This window comes from Larkinella knui (assembly GCF_003858645.1).
Classification (GTDB): Bacteria; Bacteroidota; Bacteroidia; order Cytophagales; family Spirosomataceae; genus Larkinella; species Larkinella knui.
The window spans coordinates 220,672-241,160 of the sequence record NZ_RQJP01000007.1 but is presented as its reverse complement, the minus strand read 5'-3'; the positions used below and the strand labels follow the sequence as shown (position 1 = coordinate 241,160).

Genomic DNA, 20,489 nt, shown 5'->3' with positions numbered 1-20,489 from the left:
CCAGTCCCAATCAGCCAGATCCGCTAGATATAGGCGATGCAGTCCATTTCGACCAGCGAAGCGCCGGGAACACCGCCGTACGTCGCCACCGTTGTCCGTACCGGCGGCTTGCTGCCAAACCGGCCTTTGTAGACGTCGCTCATGGCCTTCCAGTCGTTCAGATCGTGCAGATACACATTCACTTTCAGCACTTTCTCCATCGACGAACCGGCCTTGATCAGTTCTCTTTCCAGTTCTTTCAGTACCTCGTCGGTATGCACTTTGATGTCTCCTTCTTTGTGGTAGCCTTTCCCTGCCACAAAAACCAGATTGCCAAACTTGGTAGAACCCGAAAACAGCGGTATATCCTGTTCAGTAACCACATTGAAGACTTCCTTTTCGGGAGCGGCTTCGGCTTTAGCCGCGGTAGTAGCGACGCCCAGACCGGTTACACCGGCAATGGAGGCAAAAAGGCGTTTTAAGATGGATCGGCGTTGTGATTTCATTATAAAATTGAAGAATGGATAAATGATTAGTAAAAAATTTAAGTAAATCAACCATTTTTTTGCATATACCACCACATTTTGGTCAAAAATGTAAGCAGCTATTTTTACAGGGATTCGCAGCCCTTGCTGTTGATGATGATGTGGGCGTCCAGTTGCTCGTAGCGGGCGTTGATGGTATTACAAATCAAATCCAGCTTTTCGAAAAGCGGCTCATCTTCCAGCGACGCCGTCAGATAACACGCTTTCATGACTTCTTCATCAAAAACGATCCGAATTCCGTACGCTTTTTCGAGGGTGGCAAACACCTCGGCAATCGGCGTCCGCTTGAAGCTAAACGGCTGCTTCTGAGCGGGTTTCTCCAATAGAGCCGGTTGCGCCACCAGGCTTTTGATGATCCGCGTATCGGTCGGCGAGAAGACGATCTGCTGGTTGGGCGTCAACACGATGCCCCCCAGTTTATAATCTTCTTTCTGCTGCGTTACCGTCGCCTGGTTGCCGGCAAAAACAGACACTTTCCCGGTTCTTACCATCACTTTGACCTGCCGGTTCGTCTCGAAGGTCTGCACGCTAAAGCTGGTACCCAATACTTTGGTTACCAGGCCGTTCGCGTAGACGTAAAACGGTTTAGCCGGGTCTTTATGAACTTCAAAAAATGCCTCCCCGACCAGGTATACTTCCCGGATTGTTCCCGGAAAACCGTCCGGGTAACTGATCCGGCCTTTGGGTTTGAGGGCAATTGTACTGCCATCCGGCAGGTTAATCAGCCGGGAGGTACTGGTGGTATTGGTAACTTCCAGAAGCGGTTTTGAAACCTGAGCCACCAGGTCGTCGTACGTTACATTGCCTTTTTTTACGGAAAACGGATGGGTCGCATACTGCCAGAATACGCCCAGCATGACGACGATACTGGCCGCCATTCCATACCGCAACGGCGCAAACTGGTACCATTTGGCCACCGGTTTTGCCTGGCTGTCAATCGATTGGCTTAGTCGTTGAATTTCGGTCTGTACTTCCCGGTCAGAAACCAGGGCCTGATCGGCTGGCAACCCTGCATACACCTCATTGAGGGTGTTCAGCAACTGGTAGGCTTTATCGATCAGTTCCTCTTTATCAGGATTCTGGACCATCCAGGTTTTCCAAAATTCACTTTCTGTAGGATCGTTAAAGAGTTTCCAACGTTGAAAAGACGGATCAATAGCTAATTCCTCAGGCTCGAAATTTCGATAATCTTGCATACAAAACAGTAATACTTTGCTATTTGTATCTAAAGATGCACGTGTGTACAGTCAATACTCCTTTTTTCGAAATAATATTTTGAATGAAACTTTACCCATTTTTCTTTTTTTACACCACCCGAATGCGCTTACATTTGGTGCCGGTATGGCATCCTGTTTTCCCGAAACCCACTGAAAAGTACGCATGAAAAACAAAGCACTGGTTTCATTCTGTCTTTCCTGCCTGCTGGCCTGCGTCTCTTTGAGCAATCCGGCTTTTGGCCAAAACAAAAAACCGGCCTTCCGGGTCGTCGCCATCGCCGAGAAAGACGGTGGGGTGCATGCCCCTTTTGTGGCTGCGGCCAAAGAGTGGCTCCGGCAACAGGCAACAGCGCACAATTTCACCATCGACTACATCGAAACGACCGACCCCATCAACGACACTTTTCTGGCTAACTACCAGGTATTCATTCAGTTGAACTACCCACCCTATCGGTGGACCGACGGGGCAAAAGCGGCTTTTATCAGGTATATTCAGGAAGGCAAAGGGGGCGGATGGATTGGTTTTCACCACGCGACCCTGCTGGGTGAATTCGACGGATTCCCGATGTGGCCGTGGTTTTCGGAGTTCATGGGCGGCATTCGCTACGTGAATTACATCCCCGGATTTGCCAAAGCAACGGTCAACGTGGAAGCAAAAGCCCATCCGGCCATGAAGGGATTACCGCCCTCGTTCGAGATTGAAAAAGAAGAATGGTACAGCTACAACAAAAGTCCCCGGCCCAACGTAAACGTATTGGCAACGGTCGATGAAGCAACGTATTCGCCCGATTCAAAAATTAAAATGGGGGGCGACCATCCCGTAATCTGGTCCAATGAACGGATGAAAGCGCGGAATATTTACATTTTCATGGGCCATCACCCTGACCTGTTCAAAAACGAAGCCTTCAAAACGCTCTTTCGAAATTCCATTTTCTGGGCCGCAGGGCATTCAAACAGGAACACGGATTAAGCAGATTAAACGGATTTACACAGATAAAAATCCGTTTTTTGATCCGTTCCATCCGCCCGATCCGCGTTCCCATCCGGCATAGACATGAACAAAACCGCTATCCTCCCGTCTCAATCCATCCAAACCGCCCTGAATCCGGCGCGGGTTGGTGCCATCGACCTCCTGCGCGCCCTGACCATGGTGCTCATGATTTTTGTGAATGACCTCTGGTCGTTGCAAGACATTCCGGCTTGGCTCGAACACGTGCCGAGGGGAGCCGACGGTATTGGTCTGGCCGACGTTGTTTTTCCGGCTTTTCTGTTCATCGTTGGCATGTCGCTGCCCTTCGCGGTTGACAACCGGCGGAAAAAAGGCGACAGTGATCGTCAACTCGTCGGCCATGTTCTTCTCCGCTCGGCCGCGCTGCTGATGATGGGCGTTTTTCTGGTCAACGGCGAATCCATCAACGAAACCGCAACGGGAATGCCCCGGCTTTTGTGGAATGTCCTTTCCTGTACTTCCTTCATCCTGGTCTGGAACACCTACCCGAAATCAGTCCCGAACTGGCTGGGTACGGTTCTGAAAATCATTGGCTTACTGGCTTTGCTGGTATTGGCATTTCTTTATCGCGGTGGCGACGCCGAAAAAATCACCCGCTTCGAACCGCACTGGTGGGGCATTCTCGGACTCATCGGCTGGTCGTATCTGGCGGCCGCTCTGGTTACGGTATTTGCCCGGAACCGGCTTTCCATACTCATCGCGGCCTGGTGCGGGTTTGCCATTCTGAGCATGGCTTCCCAAGCGGGTTTATTACCCAAAGCCATCGACTTCATTCCGGCGGCCATCCGGGGCGGCACGCTGGCGGGCTTGAGCATGGGGGGCGTCGTGATCGCAACCTTATTCCAGCACTACCGGAAACAGGGCAACAACCGGCAGATGACCGCTGTTTTTCTCGGAATAGCGGTTTTCCTGACGGGTTTGTCGGTAGTGACCCGCCCCTATTGGGGACTCTCGAAGCTGGATGCCACCCCGGCCTGGCTGTTTCTGTGCAGCGCTTTCACGATTCTGGCTTTCACGGCTATCTACTGGCTTGCTGACGTAAAACAAAAAGGGCCTTGGTTTAGCTTCATCAAACCCGCCGGAACGGATACGCTGCTTTGTTACCTGATTCCGTATTTTGCCTATGCCACCACCGCTTTTCTGGGCATCAGGTTGCCCGATGTTCTGTTAACGGGTGGAATCGGACTGCTGAAATCTTTTCTGTTTGCGCTGCTGTGTGTCTGGATTACCAGAATCCTGAGCAAAGCGGGCGTTCGGCTGAAGTTGTAGCGCACGAACTGCAAATTCACAAAAAGACCGTATATTACATCTCCCCGCTACCTTTAGAGATGTACTGAAACATGCAAAGCCGTGTTGTCCGGATGGTGTGCTGGCTGGCCGTATGCCTGCCCGGAATGGCTATGGCCCAAAATCTCCTTGAAAATGGCGGTTTTGAAAACTACCGGAGCTGCCCCCGCCAGGATAATCTGCTGAACGAAGCGGTTCCGTGGTACAATCCCAACGGCGCTACGCCCGATTTTTACCACCAATGTTTTCCGACGGTTCAGATGGAGCTGGCCCCTCATTCGGGGCAGGGGCTGGGGCGGCTTTTTCTGGACGTCAGCTGGGCCGAATACCTGGCGACGCCCCTGAAAAAACCGCTGGTGGCCGATGAATGTTATTTCTTCGAAATGTACGTCGCCACGCCGACGCCCGGGAAGTATCTGAATGGAACGATGGGCGCTTTTTTGTCCGAAAAACCGATCACGTCTTCGGAAAAAGGGCTCTTTACGGCGGATGCGCAAATCATCGACAATGCCCTGACAACCAGCATTCCGCAACTACGCTGGGAACGGATTTCGGGCTACGTCAAAGCCAAAGGCGGGGAGCAGTATCTGACCATTGGGAGCTTTAAACGCCTGCCGGTTTTTCTGGGGTATTTCTACATTTTTGTCGATGATGTCTCGCTGCTTCCCATCGAAATGAACCTGGGAAAAGACACCACCCTCTGCGGTCGGAAAAGCACGCTTTCGCTCGATGCCACCACGCCCGGCGCTACGGAATACCGCTGGCAGGATGGCAGCACCTCCCCCACGTTTCGGGTCACCAAACCGGGTACGTATTCCGTCACGGTCACCACGCCCTGCAAAGTCCTGCGCGACACCATCAAGGTCGACTATGCGCTCGATTTCGATCTGGGCCGCGACACGACGCTCTGTGAAGGCCAGACCATGACGCTGAAAGTTACCCCCGGTCTGCCGCCGACGTTCCGCTGGCAGGACGGTTCCACTGCCACGACGTATCCGGTCAGGCAGGCGGGTTTGTATACGTTGCGGGTTGAGCAGGCGCGTTGCGTGGCCACCGACAGCATTCAGATCCGGTATGTTTTGCCCCCGCGCCTGAATCTGGGTCTCGACCAAAACCTGTGTGGTGCGGAAGTATACACGATCCGGCCCGATTTTGCCGAAGGGAAATTTAGCTGGCAGGACCAGTCCGAAGCCATTGTCAGAACCGTGGGCCAATCCGGATTTTTCCAGGCATCGGTGAGCAATGAGTGCGCAACGATCCGCGACACAATTCGCATTTCGTACGGCGATTGCGGTTGTGTATTGTATACACCGGATATTTTCACGCCCAATGCCGACGGACAAAACGATGTTTTTCAGCCTTTTGGTTGCGGAGATATTACCATTACGTCCCTGTCAATTTTCAATCGCTGGGGCGAACTGATTTTCCAAACCACCACAGCTCCGTTCGAGTGGAACGGCAAGTATCTGGGAAAAACCGCTCCCGTTGGCGTCTACGGCTGGCTGATTCACTACCAGCTCAATCAGGGCACCGGTGTGCTGGCCGAAAAAAAACGGGGCGCACTCAGTCTGACCCGATAGTGCGCCCCGCGTTGGCGTATCAAAAATTGTTAGCCTTTCTTCGCAGCGGAGGCCGCTTCTTCAGCTTCCGCCAGTTTAACGGCTTCGTACAGGTTCACGATGGCTCCGGTTTTTGACAAATCCTTGAAGTCGACCAGATCGTTGGATTCAGGCCGTAGCACCTGCCGGTTTTGCACAATGGCCGATTTTTCGATAATCCGCTTCAGATCGCTGTACGTCAGTTTTGGAAAATACGATTTCAGAACGGCCGCAATACCGGTTACCACCGGAGCCGCCATGCTCGTACCACTCAGATTATCATAGCCGTTGCTGGGGGTTGTGGAGTAGATAGCCGCGCCCGGCGCAAAGACATCGACGGTTTTCCGGCCGTAATTGGAGAACGAAGCCACCAACCCCTCGTTGTTTTTGGAGGTGATTGCCCCCACCGTAATCAGATTCGGAATGGCCGACCCATCGATAAAGCGGTCGGACGGAAAACTGGCGGTCGTATCCAGTAATTTGTTGTCGTTACCGGCCGCATGAATCAGCAGTACGCCTTTGGAAAGCGCATACCGCATGGCATCGTCGACGGCTTTTCGCTGGGGCGAAACGTCTTTCCCGAAGCTCATATTAATAATCTGAGCGCCGTTATTGACCGCATACCGGATGGCATTGGCCACATCCTTATCCCGTTCGTCGCCATCGGGAACCGCCCGAACGGCCATGATCCGCACCTGATCGGCCACGCCCTGCACCCCGAGATTGTTGGTTCGGTCGGCACCAATGATCCCGGCAACGTGGGTGCCGTGCAACGGATCGGGTCCTGTAATATCCGGATTCCCATACGCGGTTTCGTTCACATCGTCGGGCTTATCACCCACAATCGAGCGGCTTTCGTAGTCGGGATTATACGCGTATTCGGCCTTGGCTTTGAGGTCGTCCAGACCCCGTTTCAGTTCACTTTGAATATCTTCGGCCTGGCCAAATCCCTGCGCGCTGGTCATCTCATACAGAGCTGCGGCCGCTTTCTTCACAAAATCGTTGTCGGTAGCCGGATTTCGCAGGGTGGCCGTATCCAGTTTGGAGACGTTCAATGCTTTTTTCAGACCGTCGATAATCGTCACGAGTTGGCTGCTGAAGGTGCTGTAGGACTGGTATTGCTCCTGGTATTCAGCCCGTTTCTTTTCGACTTCCGTTTTATATTTCACAAACTGGTCGAATTCTTTCTGCTGCGCCGGTTTCAGCGACGCCCGTTTTTTGCCTTCATACAAAGGACGCAGCCGGGCATACTGGCGGGTCACTTCGGCGGTTTCGTACTGAACGTTGCGACCGTCTTTTGCACCGATAAAATTCCAGCCGTGAACGTCATCGACGTAGCCGTTTTTATCATCGTCAATCCCGTTGCCGGGGATTTCCTTCGGATTGGTCCAGAGAATTCGCTTTAAATCTTCGTGCGTAGAATCGATACCGCCATCGATCACGGCAACAACGACCGGCGTCGGTTTGCGGTTGCTGAGCAGTTCGCGGTAGGTGCGGTCGGTGCTGATGCCCAACACGCTGTCGGTCTTCGCATCGAGGTGAAACCATTGGGAGGATTGAGCCTGACTTTGGAAGGCCCCGAACAGGCCAAATGTATAGAGACAAAGGAGTCGAAATACACACTTTTTAAAGAACATAGAAGAATAGGTTAGCAGTTATCTATTTCCGGTAACAACTGAAACAGAAACACTGTTCCGAGCTGGTGGCAAGGTTATATAACGAATCGAAGGCAAATTACCGTATAGTTTACTGATTATAGAATTTAGATCCTGCAATTTCACCCGGTTTAGGGGATTTGAACGGGTGAAATCCAGACATCACTGGTTTTGGAATAGAGCCTTTCGCTTTTTACTCCTGAACCCCGGGCGGTTATTTTAACAGACTGATTCCCGGCCACATCAGAAGCAGCAAACCGGCGTACCAGTAGTCTTTTAGCTCTTTCAGCGCCCGCCAGAGCAGGTTGGCAACCGCCCCGCGGCTCAGCGACATGACTTCGGCAATGGCCTCGTTGTCCAGGTTTTCGTAAAACCGCAGGTAAATAATTTCCTGCTGACGCCGGGTGAGTTGGGGAATGAGCTGTTGCAGTTTCCGGACGTAATAGCGGCTGGTTTCGTCTTCAATGATGGCCGTTTCGATGGGCAAATCGCCAATCAATGTAGAATCAAAATCCAGTTCTTCGCTTTGTTCCAGCCACTTATCTTCGGTTTTCCTACGAAAAATTCTTCGGCGAATCGAAACCAGCAGATAGAGTTTGACGGAGTCGGGTTCGCTGATGGTAGTTCGCTTGTCCCAGATTTCCAGAAACAGGTCCTGAATGCAGTCTTTGACCACTTCGCGGTCGCGGGAAAATTTGCTGCCGTAGCCATACAGGCGTTTATAATACCGCTGTGCCAGTTCGCCCAACGCCAGTTCGTCCCCTTCCTTGAAGTTATGCCACAGGGCTGCGTCGGTTAGCGATTCGGAGGAGTGATTTTGGGATGACGAGCGAAACATACGGCATACGGGAACGACTTTTTGTTGGTGTCAATGGCAAAATAAAACCGTATTCGACAAGCGGTTGCCGGTAAAAGGGAGCACCCGGCGGTTTTTACCCGCTCCAATCGGATACAAAAGTCGGGGTACGTCCGGCATTTATAAAAAAATAAAATGATTTTTTTGATTATTTCCGGCAGAACACGGATTCTCCCTACCTGAACCGCTTTTTTAACGCCCTGCTCTTTTCCATGAAGCCATACCAACAGGTTGAAGACTTTCTGCACGATTCCTCTTTTCGGGCCTGGATCGACGGCGACCCCGAAGCGACCGCCTTCTGGATGACCTGGCGCAACCAGCACCCGGAACAACGGACGGTTTTGGATCAGGCCAAAGCAATGGTGTACGCCCTGAAACAACAGCCGGTGGATCTGTCCGACGACGAAGTACGGCAAGAAGTCCGGAATCTGGTGGAGCAGTTCCGGCAACGGAAACGGGCAGAACCGGTCCTGGACGAAGCGGATTCCTCCGGGCCCGTCGTCTGGTGGGGTCTTCACCGTCGCACCTGGCTAAGCCTGGCCGCTTCGGTTCTGGTGATCCTGGGAGTGAGTTTCTTTCTGATTCAGCAGAACCGGACGCCACCGGTTTCCCAGACGGGTTCCCGCAAGCTTTTGAGCGACGTTCCCGCCGTTCTTGCCGAGAAAGTGAATACAACCAACAAGCCACTGACGCTGGTGTTGAGCGACGGTTCGGCCATTACGCTGGAGAAAAACAGCCGCATCAGCTACCCAAAAACGTTTACCGGTTCATTCCGGGAAGTGTATTTGTCGGGAGAGGCTTTTTTTGAGGTCGCCCGCAATCCCGCAAAGCCGTTTTTGATTTATGCCAACGAAACCGTCACCAAAGTGCTGGGGACCAGTTTCCGCATTCGGGCGTTCGATCATGAACCGGAAGTGGCCGTGGCGGTTCGAACCGGGAAAGTTTCGGTGTATTCCAAAAAAGCTTTCCGGAAAACGCAACCAGAAACCCGTAACGGCGTGTTGCTGACGCCGAATCAGGAAGTGGTTTTTAACCGGAAAACCGAACAGTTGCAACGGGGCGTGGTCGAAAAACCGGAGCTGGTTGCCACCGCCACCCACGTTCAGGAGCTGGATTTCGAAGACGTTCCGGTGACGCAGGTGCTGGCCAAACTGGAGAAAGCCTACGGCGTCGATATGGACTACAATGCCGATCTGCTGGAAAAATGCCCCATTACCGCTCAGTTTTCGGATGAAACGCTGTCCGTTAAACTCGGCTTTATCTGCCAGGCGATTGGAGCCACCTTTGAAGTGCTGGACGGCCGGGTAATTATTCACAGCCGGGGTTGTGCGCCCTGAGGAGTACCGGATGCCTGTCGTAATTCTAAACCTTTCAAAACCACCCGTATTGCCTATGCCGGACTAAAAACTTTACACCTTTCATCGCCTTCGCGAAAACGTCGCTGGGTTAGCGTGCCCGACTGCCTGACCGGTAATGGTTCCAACAGCATCGTTCCGGCATCCGACCGCGCCACCCAGCCCGTCCCACCAACTTCCTCATCGTAGTTGCAAGACGCCAAAAGGGCGTCGATGAGGTATTTTTTGTCCATTTCTTCCCGAAACGACTCAAAAAACGACCCAATTTATGAAAAATCCAGACTGGATTTCACCCTCCTTTATCAAGCTTATGAAACTTTCCCTCCTCCAGGTGCTGCTAGCGGCCTGCGTGGTCAGCCTCTCCTTCGCCCGCGATAGTCGGGCTCAGGAAATGCTGAACAAGAAAGTAACCGTGCAGGTGGTCGATAAGGACATTAAAACCACCCTGAAATACATCGCTAAAGTGGCTCAGGTCCGGTTTCTGTACAGTTCAATCCTCATTCAGGCCGACCGGAAAGTTACGTTTACGGCCGTCGATGAACGGCTTGAGAACATTCTCGACCAACTGCTGACGCCGTTGAAGATTACCTATAAAGTGCAGGGCAAACAGATTCTGCTAACCGCTGCACCGTCGGGGGCGATAAAACCGCAGCCAGCCGACGATCTGGCGCTGACGGCTCCCCTCGACCAGTCGGTTTCCGGCACCGTGACGGACGAAAAAGGCGAAGGCCTGCCGGGCGTCAACCTGATTCAGAAAGGCACCAGCCGGGGCACAACGACCGATAAAGATGGCAAGTTTAAGTTTCAAATAGCAGACGGTCAAGCGGTTCTGGTGATCAGTTCCATTGGCTACGTAACGCAGGAAATTGCGGTTTCGAACCGGCAAACGCTTACGATCCGGCTGGAGTCGGACACCAAGGCGCTGAACGAGATCGTGGTGGTCGGCTACGGAACGCAGTCGAAACGGAACGTAACCGGTTCGGTAGCCAAAGTAGACATGAAGGTCACCGAAAACCTGCCCAACACCAACGTCGGTCAGGCGTTGCGCGGGCGGGTGGCCGGGGTGCAGTTTATCGACAACGGGCGACCGGGACAGAGCGGCAGCATCCTCATTCGGGGTCGTCGGTCGATCACGGCCAGCAACGATCCGCTGATTATTCTGGACGGTATTTTTTTCAATGGCAGTCTGGCGGAAATCAATCCGAACGACATCGAGTCGATGGAAATCCTGAAAGACGCCAGCGCAGCCGCCATTTACGGTTCCAAAGCGGCCAACGGCGTTATTCTGATTACGTCCAAACGCGGCAAAACGGACAAGCCGACCATTCGGGTGAACAGCTACTATGGCGTTTCTGACTGGAGTAACCGCATCAAAATGCTGTCGCCGGAACGCTACCTGCAGAAAACGCTGGACTACCGCGCCCAGAGCGGGCAGGAAGCCAATCCGGCCAACGTGGCCAGTTATCTCCAGAACACCGAAGCCGAAAATTACCGCAATGGCACCATCACCGATCCCTGGGATGCGATTTCGCAGAAAGCCGGGGTGCAATCCTACGACCTGAGCATTGCCGGCCAGTCGGGCCGGACGAATTACCTGGTATCCGGGGCATTTGTGAATGAACAGGGGCTGATTTACAAGGACATGGCGAAACGTGTCACGCTGCGAACCAATCTGGAAACGAAGGTGGCCGACTGGCTGACGGTGGGCCTCAATGCCACGTATGCCCGCCGGGATTTATCGGGCGTCGATGTGGCCCTCAACTGGGCGGCCCAGATCAGCCCTTTCGCCAAAATGTATTACGATGACGCCAAAACAGACCCGGTTCACTTTCCCCAGGATGTGCAACTGGTTCCGAACCCGCTTTTCAACTCCATCCGGCGTCAGAATGAAGAAATTTACCACAATCTATTTTCAAACTTCTACGCCAAAGTCGAGGTACCTTTCATCAAGGGGCTCAGCTACCGGATCAATTATTCACCCAACTACCGCTGGGAACACAACTACCTGTTCGAACCGGCTTACCAGCGTTTCGGCGAGAATATTCTGGCCAATGCCAGTAAATACAACCGGGAAACGTTCGACTGGGTGCTGGAAAATATTGCCACCTACAGCCGCCAGTTGGGCCGCGATCATGCGTTTGATGTGACGCTCCTGTACGGACGAAACCACCGCCAGTGGGAATCGACTACTGCTACGGCTTCCAATTTTTTCAACGGCGCCAACGGCTGGAACAACCTGGGCATTGCCCAAACCCAGCAAACTACAACGGATGCTTCTGTTCAGGAGGGTATTTCGTCGATGTTACGGCTGAACTACCATTTCAAAGACCGCTACCTGCTGACATTCACCGCCCGCCGGGACGGCAGTTCGGTATTTGGTGCCCAGAACAAGTACGCGACCTTTCCATCGGCCGCCCTCGCCTGGATTGCGTCCGACGAGCCTTTTCTGAAGTCGATGCCTTTCATCAATCTGCTGAAATTTCGCCTGTCGTACGGTTCGGTAGGGAATCAGGCTATTTCGCCCTACCAATCCCTGAGCCGCTCCACAACCACGCAGTATGTTTTCGGCGACGGCAGCCCAACCTTTACCGGCACGTATCCGTCGGGGATGGCCAATACGGATCTGAAGTGGGAAACCACCACTTCGGCCAACGTCGCCATGGATTTTGAACTCCTGAAAGGGCGCATTGGCGGTACGCTCGAATACTACAACATGGACACCAAAAACCTGCTCCTGAACCGTTCGCTGCCCTCCGCAACCGGTTTTCAGTCGGTCATCACCAACCTGGGTGCAACCAACAACCGGGGATTTGAGCTGACGATCAATACCGCCAACATTCAGCGCGGGCCTTTCGAATGGAGCAGCAACATCGTGTTTTCGACCAACCGCAACCGCATCGTCCATATTTACAGCCGCGACCTGAACAAAGACGGCGCGGAAGACAATGATCTGGGCAACAAGTGGTTCATCGGCCAGCCCGTGCAGGTCGCTTTCGATTACCTCATCGACGGGGTTTACCAGGAAGGCGATCAGCTCCCAACCGGGTATAAAGCCGGTTTTTACCGGCTCAAGGACCTGAACGGCGATGGCAAAATTACCACCGACGACCGCACCGTGGTGGGGAACCTGGAACCCAAATACCGCTGGGGTTTCACCAACACCTTCCGTTATCAGAACTTCACGCTGTCGGTTTTCATGAACGCCATGCAGGGCTGGATCAGGAGCTTCAACCAGATGATTCCGAGCAACAACTTTCCGGGTAGCGCGTCCAATTTTCCGGACAACGGCTGGTGGACGGCCGAAAACAAGTCGAACACGATGGCATCGCTGGTGTATACCAATCCGTACGGACACGGCTATTACGTCAGCCGCAATTTCGTCCGGGTACAGGACGTATCGCTGGCGTATGAGTTGCCCAAAACACTGGTAAATCGCTGGAAAGTGGGTTCGGTGCGGGTCTATGTCAGTGGCAAAAACCTGCTGACCTTCACCAAGTACCCCGGTTTCGACCCTGAAATTGGCTCGGAAGCCAGCGGTTATCCCATGTCCCGCACCTTGACGGGCGGTATCAACCTCAGTTTTTAATCCCATTCCTGTCATCCTGAACGGACTTCAAACGATGAAACGCATTCTTATTTTAGCTTCAAAACGGCATCTGACCCTGTTGGGAACGCTGATGCTGGTTTTCTGGGCCAGCGCCTGCAAAGACAGTGTCCTCGACGAGGTGCCCAAAGCTTTTCTGAATCCCGACGTGGTGCTGGTGGATAAGGCCGGTTTTGAAACGGCGATTATTGCCATTCATTCGGCCGCCCGGAACGAACTGTTCGGCACCGACACCGAAAACCTGCACGCCATGAACATCGGTACGGATGCCTACATGCCGGGGGCGGTTTCGACGCTGCTGCGCGACTACAATGTTTCGCTGACCCCGACGCTGGCTTCCGTCGATCTGTGGTGGGAATGGGCCTACCTGAATATGCTGCCGCGTTCCAACATTGTGGTCGATTATGCCGATAAACCAGCCGTAAAATGGGCCAGCGAAGCCGAAAAGAACGCGATTGTGGCCGAAGCCCGGTTTTTTCGGGGCTATACCTACTCCATTCTGGCGAATCTGTACGGCGGAGTACCGCTGGTGGCGCATGTCGAAACGGCCCCCAAAACGGACTATACGCGAGCCAGCCGGCAGGAAGTCCTGGAGTTTGCCCGGCAGGATCTCGAATTTGCCTCGCAGTGGTTGCCCAAAAAACCGGCGGCTCCGGGCCGCATTGTGAAAGCCGCGGCCGACCATTTTCTGAGTGAAGTGTATCTGGCCCTGGGCAACAACGACAAAGCGATTGAAGCCGCTTCTGCCGTGATCAACGATGGCTCGTATAAGCTCATGACGCAACGGTTTGGGAGCAAACTGGCGCAACCCGGCGACGTTTTTTCGGATTTGTTTCGGGATAAAAACCAGAATCTGGCCGCCAACACCGAAACCATCTGGGCGCTCCAGTTCGAATACCAGACGCCCGGTGGCGTCACCTACACCAACGCGACCAATGCCACCGCTTTTGGCGGAAACAGCAGCATGCGCGCCTGGGGAGCCGGTTATCACAACATCAAAGACCCGGAAGGCAAGTCGGGCATGGTGGTCTGCGACAGCCTGGGCCGCCCGGTCGGCTGGGTGATGGGAACGCCCTACGCCAGTTACGACGTCTGGAAGGAGGACTGGAACGATATGCGGAATTCGCCGTACAACATCCGGCGGACGTTCTATTACAACAACGCCACCTCGCGGTTTTTTGGGCAGAAAGTCGATCCGATTGCGGCCAAAATCGACACGCTGAACTCGGGTTGGTATTATCCGTATACCCGCAAGCTGGAAGGCGATCCGCTGGCCGGGAATACAACCGGGCGGACGTTCGTTGAGTTTTATAAAATCCGGCTGGCAGAAACCTATCTGCTGCGGGCGGAAGCGTACATCCGAAAAGGCGACAAACAAAAAGCCGCCGACGACCTCAACGTGCTGCGCAGCCGCGCCAAAGCCAAACCGGTCACCGCCGACCGCGCCACGCTCGACTACATCCTGGATGAACGCGTGCGGGAGCTGATCATGGAAGAACCCCGCCGTCGAACGCTCATCCGCTTCGGTTTTCTGGCCAATTCGCCCGTTCTGGTCGACCGCGTGAAAAAATACAATACCAAAACGGGCAGCAACATCGCCGAAAAGCACGAATTATTTCCCATTCCGCAGAAATTCATCGATGCCAACCTGGATGCCAAAATTGAACAGAATCCGGGGTATTGATCAATAACCGGTAGTAAATAGCGTGCCGGAGATTCTTCATGGTATGAATCTCCGGCATCGACTACGCATCTTTCTTAAACCGTCAACCTGAATGACCCGACTACTTGGTATTCTTTTCACCCTGTTTTTTCTTGAAAAAGGGCTCGCGCAAACCCCGGACTCTCTGCGGATCAGTTCGCCCAACGGCCTGCTAACCTGGTCGATCGTCCTGCGTGACGGGCCGGAATCACCCCAAAGTCCGGTTTACGAAATTACGTACCGGAACAAACCGCTCATTCAGCCTTCGCGGCTCGGCTTGGGCGGTAATCCCGCCGGTTCCCGGCCGTTCAATTGGGACAAGAACCTGCGGATCGTGTCGGCGACGAAACGCAGCCAGCAATCGAGCTGGAAACCGGTCTGGGGTGAACGCTCCGAGATTCCCGATCGTTACAACGAGCTGATTGTCAGCCTGCGCAACGGTCCGGGGTCGGGAGGAACGATGCAGATCATCGCCCGGGCCTACGACGAGGGTGTGGCTTTCCGGTATTTCTTTCCGGAAGATCTGCGGATGCAAATTCTGGAAGTCGGACAGGAAATGACCTTTTTCAACCTGCCACCGAAAACCAAAGCACTCTACACCGATCATGCCCAGGGAAGTTACGTAGAACGACCGGTGGAGAACTGGACGAAAGCCGCCCAGATGCCGCTGACCCTGAAACTCGACAACGGAACCTGGGCCTGTATTACACAAGCCGAGCAAAGCAGTTATCCGCTGGTGCGGCTGAAAACCGCCGGTCCCGATCAACTGGTCAGTCAATTGGCGGGTGAAATTACCGAAGCCTCGCCGTTTGCGAGCTCGTGGCGGGTGGTCCTGGCCGCCGACCGGCCCGGCGACCTGCTCGAACATAACTACCTGATTCAGAACCTTAACCCGCCGAACGCGATCAAGGACGTGAGCTGGATCAAACCGGGAAGGGTGATGCGGGAAGTGACGCTGTCGACCACCGGGGCCAAAAATCTGGTCGATTTTGCGGTTGAACAACACATCGATTACATCCATTTCGACGCGGGCTGGTACGGTCACGAATACGAAATTGCGTCGGATGCTACCACCGTCAACGTCGATCCGCGCCGGAACCCGAAAGGCGATCTGGATTTGCCCGAAGCCATTCGGTACGCCAAATCGAAGGGTAAAAAAGTGATTCTGTATGTCAACCACCGGGCGCTCGAACGGCAACTGGATACGTTGTTACCGCTCTACGAAAGCTGGGGCGTAGCCGGAATTAAATACGGTTTTGTGCATACCGGATCGCACCACTGGACAGTCTGGCTCCACGACGCCATCCGCAAAGCCGCCAAACACCACCTGATTCTGGACATTCACGATGAATATAGCCCGACGGGTTTTAGCCGGACGTACCCCAATTTGCTGACGCAGGAAGGCGTTCGCGGCAACGAAGAGTGGCCCGATGCGACCCACAACACGGTTTTACCCTTCACGCGGTACATTGCCGGGGCCGCCGATTACACGTTTTGCTTCAATCAGCCGCGCCTAACTAATACCAAAGGCCACCAGTTGGCTCTGCCGGTAATCTATTTCAGTCCGCTCCAGTATTTGTACTGGTACGGAAAACCGGCCGATTTTCCGGATCGGCAGGAAATTGAATTCTGGAAAGATTTGCCAACGGTTTGGGAGGAGACGAAGGTGCTGGATGGAACGCCCGGCCAGTTTGTGTCGGTAGCCCGGCGGAAAGGGAATGACTGGTTTGTGGGTACTATCACCAATACCGAAGCCCGGAAAATCGACCTCCCGCTCACGTTTTTAGAGCCGGGGAAACGGTATACGCTGGAATTATATGAAGATGACGGAACCGGCAAAGTCCGGAAGCAAACCCGGACGGTGACCGCCAAAGACCGTCTGACGGCCAATCTGTTACCTTCGGGTGGACAGGCCGTGATCCTGAAAAGAAATTGAGGTGTTTTCAGAATCCGGAAGGTTTTTAAAATAAATTAGGCGAATGGTGCGGTTTTGACATATTTTACCTACCTTTGATCAAATTTTAAAATACAATACAATATAATGCAAACAGGAACTGTTAAATTTTTTAATGAACTCAAAGGTTTTGGGTTTATTACCCCTTCGGATTCAGACAAAGACATCTTTGTTCACGTTTCAGGTTTAATTGACGAAGTTCGTGAAAACGACAAAGTTCAATTTGAAGTTGAACAAGGTAAAAAAGGTTTGAATGCCGTTAACGTAGAGGTTATTTAATCGAAAGATATAATAATTTGAAACGCTTGAAAAAACATGCTTCCGGGCATGTTTTTTCGTTTTAGGGGTTTCGTGTTCATTATTCTATCGTCATTTAGCACCGGTGTACCAGAATTATCATAGAGTAAGTCCTGGCATATCAAACACGACCCGCTAAAAAGCATATTTTTCGGTTAGAAACCGCTCTTCCCTCCCTTTTCCGGTTGCATCCTCTTTCTGCCATCATGCGACCGCTCTTACTCTTCTTTTTTCTTCTGTTCACTTTCCCAATCGCCCAGGCCCAAAACTGGTACAAAGGCAACCTGCACACGCATTCGCTCTGGAGCGACGGCGACGACTATCCGGAGATGATCATGGACTGGTACAAGGCCAACGGTTACCAGTTCATCGGTTTATCGGACCACAACACGTTTCAGGAAGGTGAAAAATGGATCAAAGTGCCGCGCGCTCCCGACCGCCGTCGCACCTTTGAGCGGTATCTGCGCACGTTCGGCCCCGATTGGGTGAAGTACCAGACCGGCCCGAATGATTCGTTGAAAGTGCGGCTCAAAAACCTGAGTGAATACCGGACTTATTTTGAAGAACCGGAGAAGTTCCTGATTCTCAAGAGCGAAGAGGTGTCGACCGGTTATCAGGGCAAGCCAATTCACATCAACATGACCAACGTGAAGAACCTGCTGAAACCGCTGCCGGGCAACAGCGTTTCGGAGGTGATGCAGAATAACATCGACGCCGTGGTGGCGCAACGGCGGCAAACGGGCCAGCCCATGTTCCCCCACATCAATCACCCCAATTTTTATTATGCCATTACGGCCAATGACCTCATGAAACTCCGGCACGAGCGGTTTTTCGAGGTTTTCAACGGCCACCCGCTGGTGCACAATTACGGCGACAGCACCCGCGAAGGCACCGAGTCGATGTGGGACAAAATCAACCTGCATTTTCTCCGGGAGGGTCGGCCGCTGATGCTCGGTCTGGCCACCGACGACAGCCACCACTACAATTTTTTTGGGCCGACGTTCAGTAATTCGGGGCGCGGCTGGGTCATGGTCAACGCGCCCGCGCTACAACCCAACACGATTGTGGAAGCCCTGGAAGCCGGGCGGTTTTATGCAACCACCGGCGTCACCTTTGAAAGCCTGACACAAACCGCCACGACGGTGGCCTTCAAAATCAAAACGGAGCCGGACGTCAAATACCGTATTCAGTTTATCGGCATTCGGAAAGGCCAGGAAAAAGCGGAAATCCTCCGCGAGTTGACCGGGAATGAGGCTAGTTATACGCTGACCGATGAGTTGCTGGTGCGGGCGAAAGTGATTTCGACCAAGCCCAAATTCAATCCTTTCGAGCCGGGTGACGTCGAAACCGCCTGGACGCAGCCGCTGGCCCGCTTGCAAGCTCCACCGCCCCTCGCCAATGTGGTGCCGCTGCCCAACGCCCACGCGCACAACGATTACGAGCAATCGCGGCCGCTTTGGGATGCCCTGGATCACGGTTTTACGAGTGTCGAAGCCGATGTGTATGCGAAAAACGACACCCTGTACGTCGCCCACAACCGCCCGGCTTTCTGGAATCCTGATAAGTCCCTGGAAAACCTGTACCTGCGGCCATTGGCCGAACGAATTCGGCAGAACGGTGGCAAAGTCTACCCGAATTACAACGGGCCGGTTTACCTGATGATTGACTTCAAAACCGGGGCCGACAGCACGTACAAGGCGCTGGAAAAGATGTTGCAAAAATACCGCTCCATCCTGACGTCCTGCCGCGGAAATCGCTGCCAGCCGGGCGCTGTTACGGTTTTTATTTCCGGAAACCGCCCCATCGAAACCCTGAAAAAAGCAAAAGACCGACTGGCGGGCATCGATGGTCGGCCTGCCGATCTGGGCAAGGGTTTCAGCCGCGAGCTGATGCCGGTGGTAAGCGATTCGTACAGCAATCAGCTCAGCTGGCGCGGGCAGGGCCCAATGCCGGATGATCAGGCGCAGAAACTCCGGCAACTGGTTCAGCGCGTTCATGCCGAGGGCAAGAAATTGCGGCTGTGGGCGTGCCCCGAAGATCCGGCCGTGTGGACCAAACTCCGCGAAGCCGGAGCCGATTTCCTGAGCACCGACCAGCTGGAATTGGTGCGGGATTTTTTGTTGACCACTAAGTAATGTCTTTCTTAAAGCCTGACGAACCGATCACTCTGACGCTGACAACACCGGCTTTCGGGGCGGATCTGGCGGCAATTTTACGTACCCACGGACTGAAGTCCGTGGGTACATTAATTGAGCAGGATTTTTTTGGAATACTTAAACTGGTTGGTTCGCATCTGAACGATTTTCAGCGCGGGCGTGGCCAAACCAGCCTGATTCACGTGCAGAAGATACCGGGTTGCGTTCACCTTTTCGACCCGGCCCAGGTTTGGCATTCCCTGCAAATTTACCAGCGCAAATGCCGGATCCGGCGCATTGGTTTGCACTTCAATCTGACCCCGATCCAGCGCCCGCACCTCAAAATAGAAACCGGCGGCATCGAACGTCAGGCCCAGAATCTTTGAGTATTCAAACCGCCCGTCGCGGTCGACCTGCCGCAACCGGTAATAGTTCGTTCCTTTCAGCGGAGCCTCGTCCGTAAACCCATAGGTCTGCATCGACTCGGAGAAGCCCCGGGACGTCACCCGGCCAATGGCTTCAAAGGCCTGGGCATCGGTGCTGCGTTCAACGACGAAATAGGCGCTGTTGGATTCAAAGGTGGTTTGCCAGCCCAGCAGCAGCTGGTTTTCAACCCGTTTGCCACTGAACGACGCCAGCCGCACGGGCAACACGGGCGCATCGTCCCAACCAAAATTTGAAATATAGATAAACTGCTTTTTGGGATCGACCCATTCCGGTCCGGCGCAGTACTGAATGGTCACTTCGGTAACCGGACTGCTGAAATTGATCGAGTTAACCGCATTATTGACGGTACTATTGATGCCCGTAATCGTGTTGCCACTAACGGTATTGGTAACCGCCGACCCGATGGCCGGATTGACCGGTGTTCCGGCGTTGCTACCCGTTACCGTTACCTGATCCTGATACTGGCTGTCACCATCGATCCGGTCAATATCGAGCAGGTTGAAGTTCAGGTTGCTGACGGGCTGCGAAAAGGTAATTTTGACGGAAATACAATCGCCGTTCGTCGGAAAGTTGGCATTCAGTTCCAACCCGCTGGTGACAGGCCGGGGATAATCGAGGCTGAACGAGCTTGTGGAGCCGGTAATGTCCACCGTAGCATTGACCGGAATGTTCCCTATGTTGGTATAGGTGTTCGTCAACTCTCCTTCCGGATAGGTATTCCAATTCAAATCCTGCGCCCAACCCACAGATTGAGTGAGCCACGTAATGGCCAGTAGTAAAAATCGTTTCATGATACTTAATGTTTATTTGTGTGTACATGCGAATTAACATATATTCGCTATAAATCCA

Annotated in this window: 15 protein-coding genes; 9 read left to right on the top strand and 6 right to left on the bottom strand. The window is 53.4% G+C overall.

Translation table 11 applies throughout. From position 1 onward, the window contains the following. Positions 1-23: 23 nt before the first annotated feature. Positions 24-485 carry a RidA family protein gene (locus tag EHT87_RS29465; protein ID WP_124910370.1) on the bottom strand — a complete coding sequence of 154 codons (462 nt, stop codon included), beginning with the start codon at positions 483-485 and terminating at the stop codon, positions 24-26. Between the two features lie 104 nt (positions 486-589). Next, the gene (locus EHT87_RS29460) at positions 590-1,612 is read right to left on the bottom strand and encodes a FecR family protein (RefSeq protein ID WP_229321458.1); all 1,023 of its coding nucleotides are present in this window, start codon (positions 1,610-1,612) and stop codon (positions 590-592) included. 292 nt (positions 1,613-1,904) lie between these two features. Here EHT87_RS29460 and EHT87_RS29455 point away from each other — a divergent pair, with 292 nt between their 5' ends. The 3 genes from EHT87_RS29455 (at position 1,905) to EHT87_RS29445 (ending at position 5,617) form a co-directional block, all read left to right on the top strand. Further along, the gene (locus EHT87_RS29455) at positions 1,905-2,711 is read left to right on the top strand and encodes a ThuA domain-containing protein (protein ID WP_124910368.1); all 807 of its coding nucleotides are present in this window, start codon (positions 1,905-1,907) and stop codon (positions 2,709-2,711) included. An 84-nt stretch (positions 2,712-2,795) separates the two neighbouring features. Further along, the gene (locus EHT87_RS29450) at positions 2,796-4,019 is read left to right on the top strand and encodes a DUF5009 domain-containing protein (protein ID WP_124910367.1); all 1,224 of its coding nucleotides are present in this window, start codon (positions 2,796-2,798) and stop codon (positions 4,017-4,019) included. Positions 4,020-4,090: 71 nt separating this feature from the next. After that, positions 4,091-5,617 (top strand): T9SS type B sorting domain-containing protein, encoded by a 1,527-nt coding sequence (locus EHT87_RS29445; RefSeq protein WP_124910366.1) that lies wholly within the window; start codon positions 4,091-4,093, stop codon positions 5,615-5,617. 29 nt (positions 5,618-5,646) lie between these two features. Here EHT87_RS29445 and EHT87_RS29440 read toward each other — a convergent pair whose 3' ends face one another. Next, positions 5,647-7,272: a S8 family peptidase gene (locus tag EHT87_RS29440; RefSeq protein ID WP_124910365.1), complete on the bottom strand. Its 1,626-nt coding sequence runs from the start codon at positions 7,270-7,272 to the stop codon at positions 5,647-5,649. Between the two features lie 232 nt (positions 7,273-7,504). Further along, the gene (locus tag EHT87_RS29435) at positions 7,505-8,128 is read right to left on the bottom strand and encodes an RNA polymerase sigma factor (RefSeq protein ID WP_124910364.1); all 624 of its coding nucleotides are present in this window, start codon (positions 8,126-8,128) and stop codon (positions 7,505-7,507) included. Positions 8,129-8,358: 230 nt separating this feature from the next. Here EHT87_RS29435 and EHT87_RS29430 point away from each other — a divergent pair, with 230 nt between their 5' ends. Then, positions 8,359-9,483: a FecR family protein gene (locus tag EHT87_RS29430; protein WP_124910363.1), complete on the top strand. Its 1,125-nt coding sequence runs from the start codon at positions 8,359-8,361 to the stop codon at positions 9,481-9,483. Between the two features lie 53 nt (positions 9,484-9,536). Here EHT87_RS29430 and EHT87_RS29425 read toward each other — a convergent pair whose 3' ends face one another. Then, the gene (locus EHT87_RS29425) at positions 9,537-9,734 is read right to left on the bottom strand and encodes a hypothetical protein (RefSeq protein WP_124910362.1); all 198 of its coding nucleotides are present in this window, start codon (positions 9,732-9,734) and stop codon (positions 9,537-9,539) included. A gap of 77 nt (positions 9,735-9,811) precedes the next feature. Here EHT87_RS29425 and EHT87_RS29420 point away from each other — a divergent pair, with 77 nt between their 5' ends. The 5 genes from EHT87_RS29420 (at position 9,812) to EHT87_RS29400 (ending at position 19,193) form a co-directional block, all read left to right on the top strand. Then, positions 9,812-13,087 carry a TonB-dependent receptor gene (locus tag EHT87_RS29420; protein WP_124910361.1) on the top strand — a complete coding sequence of 1,092 codons (3,276 nt, stop codon included), beginning with the start codon at positions 9,812-9,814 and terminating at the stop codon, positions 13,085-13,087. Positions 13,088-13,121: 34 nt separating this feature from the next. Then, the gene (locus tag EHT87_RS29415; RefSeq protein ID WP_124910360.1) at positions 13,122-14,789 is read left to right on the top strand and encodes a RagB/SusD family nutrient uptake outer membrane protein; all 1,668 of its coding nucleotides are present in this window, start codon (positions 13,122-13,124) and stop codon (positions 14,787-14,789) included. A gap of 91 nt (positions 14,790-14,880) precedes the next feature. Next, a complete protein-coding gene (locus EHT87_RS29410; RefSeq protein WP_124910359.1) occupies positions 14,881-16,743 on the top strand; it encodes a glycoside hydrolase family 97 protein in 1,863 nt (620 codons plus the stop codon). 105 nt (positions 16,744-16,848) lie between these two features. Continuing rightward, on the top strand, positions 16,849-17,040 hold the full coding sequence (locus EHT87_RS29405) for a cold-shock protein (RefSeq protein WP_114409215.1): 192 nt from the start codon (positions 16,849-16,851) through the stop codon (positions 17,038-17,040). Between the two features lie 224 nt (positions 17,041-17,264). After that, complete coding sequence (locus tag EHT87_RS29400; protein ID WP_124910358.1) at positions 17,265-19,193, top strand: histidinol-phosphatase; 1,929 nt, start codon at positions 17,265-17,267, stop codon at positions 19,191-19,193. A 110-nt stretch (positions 19,194-19,303) separates the two neighbouring features. On the opposite strand, the gene EHT87_RS29395 is transcribed toward EHT87_RS29400, so the two are convergent. Continuing rightward, positions 19,304-20,431: a hypothetical protein gene (locus EHT87_RS29395; RefSeq protein WP_124910357.1), complete on the bottom strand. Its 1,128-nt coding sequence runs from the start codon at positions 20,429-20,431 to the stop codon at positions 19,304-19,306. Between the last annotated feature and the right edge of the window lie 58 nt (positions 20,432-20,489).

Coding starts and splice junctions, on each gene's coding strand:
- EHT87_RS29465 (WP_124910370.1), bottom strand. CDS start 485: ATGAAATCACAACGCCGATCCATCTTAAAACGCCTTTTTGCCTCCATT.
- EHT87_RS29460 (WP_229321458.1), bottom strand. CDS start 1,612: ATGGTCCAGAATCCTGATAAAGAGGAACTGATCGATAAAGCCTACCAG.
- EHT87_RS29455 (WP_124910368.1), top strand. CDS start 1,905: ATGAAAAACAAAGCACTGGTTTCATTCTGTCTTTCCTGCCTGCTGGCC.
- EHT87_RS29450 (WP_124910367.1), top strand. CDS start 2,796: ATGAACAAAACCGCTATCCTCCCGTCTCAATCCATCCAAACCGCCCTG.
- EHT87_RS29445 (WP_124910366.1), top strand. CDS start 4,091: ATGCAAAGCCGTGTTGTCCGGATGGTGTGCTGGCTGGCCGTATGCCTG.
- EHT87_RS29440 (WP_124910365.1), bottom strand. CDS start 7,272: ATGTTCTTTAAAAAGTGTGTATTTCGACTCCTTTGTCTCTATACATTT.
- EHT87_RS29435 (WP_124910364.1), bottom strand. CDS start 8,128: ATGTTTCGCTCGTCATCCCAAAATCACTCCTCCGAATCGCTAACCGAC.
- EHT87_RS29430 (WP_124910363.1), top strand. CDS start 8,359: ATGAAGCCATACCAACAGGTTGAAGACTTTCTGCACGATTCCTCTTTT.
- EHT87_RS29425 (WP_124910362.1), bottom strand. CDS start 9,734: ATGGACAAAAAATACCTCATCGACGCCCTTTTGGCGTCTTGCAACTAC.
- EHT87_RS29420 (WP_124910361.1), top strand. CDS start 9,812: ATGAAACTTTCCCTCCTCCAGGTGCTGCTAGCGGCCTGCGTGGTCAGC.
- EHT87_RS29415 (WP_124910360.1), top strand. CDS start 13,122: ATGAAACGCATTCTTATTTTAGCTTCAAAACGGCATCTGACCCTGTTG.
- EHT87_RS29410 (WP_124910359.1), top strand. CDS start 14,881: ATGACCCGACTACTTGGTATTCTTTTCACCCTGTTTTTTCTTGAAAAA.
- EHT87_RS29405 (WP_114409215.1), top strand. CDS start 16,849: ATGCAAACAGGAACTGTTAAATTTTTTAATGAACTCAAAGGTTTTGGG.
- EHT87_RS29400 (WP_124910358.1), top strand. CDS start 17,265: ATGCGACCGCTCTTACTCTTCTTTTTTCTTCTGTTCACTTTCCCAATC.
- EHT87_RS29395 (WP_124910357.1), bottom strand. CDS start 20,431: ATGAAACGATTTTTACTACTGGCCATTACGTGGCTCACTCAATCTGTG.